We start from the raw sequence: 5,103 nt of genomic DNA, 5'->3' as shown, positions 1-5,103 counted from the left end.
CCCTTCATATTCTTTTGGATGTTTTATTGAGCGATAATAAATTTGCTCTAAATTTACAAAATCTCCCGCTTTAAATTTTAAATCTGAAGAAATTTTAAAACCAAGCAAAATTCAAAGACCAAATATACAAAATCGCCACGGTAGGGTCTTCGCCTGCGTAGCTTGACTTAGCGCCGTGAAGTATAAAATTTCATCCGCCCTATTCCTCAAACAGATTCCTCTCCGCGACCTTTAGCACGCGACCGAGCGCCTCGCGCGCCTTATCGGTTGCGATGCGGCCTTTGGCGGTCTTTTCGATGTAGCCGTTGGCGAGCAGATAGGGCTCGATGACATCCTCGATCGTGCCCTCATCCTCGCTAAGCGCCGCCGCGATCGTGCTAAGCCCCAAGGCGCGGCGCTTGGCGTCAAATAAAATTTCCAAATATTTTATATCCATCTCGTCAAAGCCCTGCTCGTCCACGCCCAGCGCCTCGAGCCCTTCGCGCGCGCGATCGTGCGAGATAGCGCCCTCGTCGCGCACCTCGGCAAAATCGCGTATGCGGCGCAGTAGCCTCAGCGCAATACGCGGAGTACCGCGGGAGCGACGCGCGATCTCGGCGCTGGCGTCTGCCGCGCTCTCTTTTCCGAGTTTAACAGAAGCGATCTGCACTATCCGCGCAAGCTCGGCGTGCGTGTAAAACTGCAAGCGAAACTGCATGCCGAAGCGATCTCGCAGCGGCGCCGAGATCATGCCCGCGCGCGTCGTGGCGCCGATGAGCGTAAAGTGCGGAATGTCGATCTTGATGGTTTGCGCGGCGGGACCCGAGCCGATGATAATGTCGAGGCGGAAGTCCTCCATCGCCGAATACAGCACCTCTTCGATCGCGGGGCTTAGGCGGTGGATCTCGTCGATGAAAAGCACGTCGCCGCTTTGCAGGTTCGTCAAAATCGCCGCCAGATCGCCCGCCTTTTCGATCATCGGCGCGGCGGTGACCTTGATAGCGGCGCCCATCTGAGCGGCGATGATATGCGCCAGCGTGGTTTTGCCGAGCCCCGGCGGCCCGTAAAAAAGCACGTGATCGAGCACGTCGGCGCGCTTTTTCGCCGCGGCGATCGCGATAGCGAGGTTCGATTTGATCTTCTCCTGCCCCACGTAATCCTCGAAGCTCGACGGGCGCAGCGAGCTCTCCACGCTCTCATCGAGCTGCATCTTTTCGATCTCTACAATTCTGTCCATAATCTCTCTTTAATCGTTTTTAAAATTTTAGCAAGTGTAGCGAAAAATGGCTAAATTTTGACAATTTTAAAGGGACGGATCTTTGAGAGCGAAATAAAATTTGCCGCGCGGAATTTTACGGTACGCGTTTAGGGCCGGGGCTAAAAAGCAGAGCGCCCGTCGCTAAAGACTGCGAAATTTTAGCGCGACGTTTTAAGGCTATGCTCATGCCGCCGCGCCCGCTATGTCTTAGTGCGGAATTTTATTGTGGCGGCTCCCAAACAGCGCGCCGAATGGTAACTGCGCTAAATTTTAATGCGTAGAATTTGATCGCGTAGAATTTAAGACTTTGGCGTTCGCGAGCAGCGATTGCAGGGCGGCGGTGCGAAATTTGAGCGCGTAGAATTAAAGAGCGAAATTTAGCCAACTGAAAAATACGCGCAGGGTTTTTACGACGTGAAATTTGGCGCTGGAATTTTACGATATTAAATTCGGCGCCTGGAATTTTGCAGCGAAATTTTACCTCATAGAATTTTAATGCGGATTTTGTTTTTGCGGCAGCGAGGGTTAAAATCTGCGCTTCAAGCTTCGCGGTATGCAGCTAGCCAGAATTCCATCTCGTATAGTCAGTTAAAATTTCGCAAGAAATTCTGCGTAGAATTTTATGCAGAATTCTGCTTTACGCGCTTGCGTGGCTAGGTAAAATTTCGCGCGAAATTTCGTTTTTCAAGACGACTTAGAATTTAGCGTGAATTTTAAAATTTGCCGCTAAGCTCAACGCAGGCTCGTGCGATTAAATTTAGCCGCGCAATCTCGCGCCGCCTTATCAATCGCGTCCCAAATTAAGACGCTAAATTTTTCCTGCGCGAGCCTAGTTCTATAAATCATGCTCTTCGATCAAAACGCTCTTATTATCGTCGTCGCCATCGCAGAACGCTCTATATGAGCCGGACGTTGTGCTTTCGAATAAAAATACTACGCCGTCGTTTTGAAATTTTTTCGAGCAGCCCTTGGCGTGCAGCTTGGCGAGCTTCGGGCTATCAGGGGCATAAAACTGATAGCTATCGGTGAAGTGCTCCACGTATCGGTAGGTGATCTCCGCCCAAGGCACCCCGCTATCGCCGCTTCTATTTAGCACGATGGTTCTAGCGTTTATCGCCGCGAGCTTTGATTTTAGCTCTGCAAACGTCTTTTTGTCCCAGCCGATGAGCTTTAACCCCTCGCCGATACCCGGCGCATTACCCCCGAAAATGGAATTTGAATAAAATTTCGTCTTATTGCCGTCCAAATCGATCCAAATATACTCATCGCCGTAGGTGCTCTGGATCGTAACACGCAAATTTTTAGGGAAGTTGCGACCTGCAAAAGCTAACAGGTCTAGGAATTTCTCGCGATTTTGCTCGTAGTTTTGCATTAACGGGGCTTTATCCAGCTCCATATCATCTTTATCAAAGAAAGAATTAAACGCAAAAAATACCGCCAAAATCGGCAGTACCTTTACACAAAAGAGCAAACCCAGAACTGCGGCTATGAAGGTTTTTAAAGCTTTAGCCAAATTTTCTCCTTAAATTTTATAAGCCGTTTAGGCATGACGGCTGGTTTATGTTTGAGCTCTACGGCTACGTGCGTAAAATTTAGCGCTCGTAGCGTATTTTAGAGCTGCGGGGTGCGAGAGCGTTCATGAAAAGCGCTCGCGAATTGCAGTCGGCAACAGAAATAGCGCCCGCATGCAGAAGCGCGCAAACTCTCGTACGGCGCCCCGTATAAAATATACCGCGCAGAGTATCCGCACAAAGCGTCTGCGATCTACTCGCGCCGAATAAATTTCAAGCTTCGCAAGCTGGCGAGCTGTTTACATAGCCTGCGGCGAGAAAACGAAGCATTGTTTTAAGGCAAGCGGGGCTTTATCGCTGGAATTTCGGCGCGTAAATTTTAAAATTTAGCCCAAATCCCATTACTGCTTGTATTCAAACTCTTCACTCGGGAAGCCCCCCTCTTTGACTTCGTGCGCGTATTCGCGCACCGCGCCTTTTACCAGCTCGGCGCCGTCTAAATAGCGCTTAACGAATTTCGGTCGAAACTCCGTGAAAAATCCGCACATATCGCTCCATACGAGCACCTGTCCGTCTATGCCCGCGCCCGCGCCGATGCCGATGACGGGCACGTCGGTGCCGAGCGCCACTTGATTTGCAACCGAGCAGATCGTGCCCTCCACCAGCAGCAGCACCGCGCCCGCCTCGACAAGCGCTCTAGCGTCGTTTAAGACCTCGCGCGCGCCCTCCTCGCCGCGCCCGCTTACCTTGTAGCCGCCCATAAAGCGCGAAAACTGCGGCTTTAGCCCGATGTGGCTCATCACGGCGATACCGTTTCGATTAAGCAGCGCCACGGTATCTGCCATATGCGCGCCGCCTTCGATTTTGACGGCGTCGCAGCCGGTGCTCTCATAGACTTTGGCGCAGTTTTGCAGCGCGAGCTCTGGCGTCGCGCACGAGCAAAACGGCATATCCACGACCATATACGCTCGCTTTAGCCCCCGTCTTACGGCGCGCGCGTGATAGATCATCTGCTCTACGCTTGCGCCCAGGGTCTCGGAGTGCCCGCCGAAGCTCATATTTAGGCTATCGCCTACGAGTACCATATCGACTTCGTCGTCGAAAATTTTAGCAAAAAGCGCGTCGTAGGCGGTGATCATCACGATCTTTTCGCCGGATTTTTTCATCTCGTATAATTTAGAAAGCGTGATTTTTGACATTTTGGCTCCTTGATTTGGTTAAAATTTGAACACAATTCTAGCATAAGCCGAATTTGACATTTATAAAATTTTAAAGTAAAATGCGCGCGCATTCTTTCGGGGGTGACTTGGCTTCGACGGGAACGGATGGGTCAAGGCTGCATGTCGCTTTGGATACAGCGTATAAAATCCAAACTAAATTTAAACGCAAACAACGTTAAATTTGCTCCTGCTTACGCTAAAGCTGCGTAAGTCCAGTCGAGCCCTGCTCCGCGCCGATACTATCTAAGCGTGGCGGCGGGTAATCTGCGATAGCGTAGCTCTGCGGCGTGACGAGTCGTAGGGTGAAACTCTAGTCTTTGCGCCGGCGGGTCGTTTTGGAAAGTGAGCGAGCCTGCGCGAGAACTTCACTTTTGCTAAACATGTAGAGGCTTTGGTCGTTTGTTTTCGGACTGCGGTTCAATCCCGCACACCTCCACCAATTATCTATTTTTGAATTTTAATCACTTCTTTTAGTTGCATTTGGTTCCTGCGCGCAGGCACCTATCTTAAATTTTAGTCGTTCCAGCCTCTTTCATTTTTATTTTAGATATAATCTTTTCCGAAATATTAGGAGTCTTATTAGGGGCTTTTTCGCATTAGGGGTTTCTCATATGAACAAAGGCGTATATTTTGCTAAAATTCGCCGGCGGGAGCGTCAAAAGCATCAAGAAGTACAAGACGCGATACAAAATATTATAGAAGAAAGGAAAAAGAGATGAATAAATTTGTTGTGCTGTCATTGGCATATGTTGCTTTACTAGCGGGGTGTAGCCTAAGTAATCGCTTTTTTATTCCGGGTACAAATGAATATAAAAGTACTTGCGGTTTTATTTTTCATGACTATATACCTGATGATAAATTTTATATACCGAGGGGCTCTGAGGATTTTTTAGATATATATTCAAGATCTAAAAGCCAAAAAAGCGGTGAATATGAATATAAGCTAGTAGAGACCTTATCTCACTATTATAATAAAACATCAACTATGGTTCCGATAGAATCTTGTGACGATAAGTGGTGTAAAATTTACTATCCTTGCGGCGATACGGAGTACTATGTCAAGAAGGATGAAATACAACGGCTTTATGACCTAATGTATCCAAATAAAAGATAGGGCGCATTTTAAGTAGGAGAA

General features: G+C 48.8%; 4 protein-coding genes and 1 other RNA gene. 2 read left to right on the top strand and 3 right to left on the bottom strand.

Annotated elements, in window-relative coordinates:
• Positions 1-199: 199 nt before the first annotated feature.
• From ruvB to panB, 3 genes are all read right to left on the bottom strand, one after another.
• Positions 200-1,216, bottom strand: coding sequence for a Holliday junction branch migration DNA helicase RuvB (gene ruvB / locus Q0620_RS08320; RefSeq protein WP_298784424.1), 1,017 nt, complete (start codon positions 1,214-1,216; stop codon positions 200-202).
• 856 nt (positions 1,217-2,072) lie between these two features.
• Entirely contained in the window at positions 2,073-2,750 is a 678-nt protein-coding gene (locus Q0620_RS08315; protein WP_298784422.1) for a hypothetical protein, read from the bottom strand.
• Between the two features lie 399 nt (positions 2,751-3,149).
• Positions 3,150-3,947: a 3-methyl-2-oxobutanoate hydroxymethyltransferase gene (gene panB / locus Q0620_RS08310; protein WP_298784420.1), complete on the bottom strand. Its 798-nt coding sequence runs from the start codon at positions 3,945-3,947 to the stop codon at positions 3,150-3,152.
• 98 nt (positions 3,948-4,045) lie between these two features.
• On the opposite strand from panB, the gene ssrA reads away from it, so the two are divergent.
• Positions 4,046-4,407, top strand: a transfer-messenger RNA (tmRNA) gene (gene ssrA / locus Q0620_RS08305).
• A gap of 276 nt (positions 4,408-4,683) precedes the next feature.
• Positions 4,684-5,082, top strand: coding sequence for a hypothetical protein (locus Q0620_RS08300; RefSeq protein ID WP_298784418.1), 399 nt, complete (start codon positions 4,684-4,686; stop codon positions 5,080-5,082).
• Positions 5,083-5,103 lie beyond the last annotated feature (21 nt).

It is taken from the genome of uncultured Campylobacter sp. (assembly GCF_938017615.1).
Lineage (GTDB): Bacteria > Campylobacterota > Campylobacteria > Campylobacterales > Campylobacteraceae > Campylobacter_B.
The sequence above is the reverse complement of the archived record's forward strand: the minus strand, read 5'-3'. Positions and strand labels throughout refer to the sequence as shown.

Excerpts from the sequence above, each read along its gene's own strand:
- ruvB (WP_298784424.1), bottom strand. The coding sequence starts at position 1,216 with ATGGACAGAATTGTAGAGATCGAAAAGATGCAGCTCGATGAGAGCGTG.
- panB (WP_298784420.1), bottom strand. The coding sequence starts at position 3,947 with ATGTCAAAAATCACGCTTTCTAAATTATACGAGATGAAAAAATCCGGC.
- Q0620_RS08300 (WP_298784418.1), top strand. The coding sequence starts at position 4,684 with ATGAATAAATTTGTTGTGCTGTCATTGGCATATGTTGCTTTACTAGCG.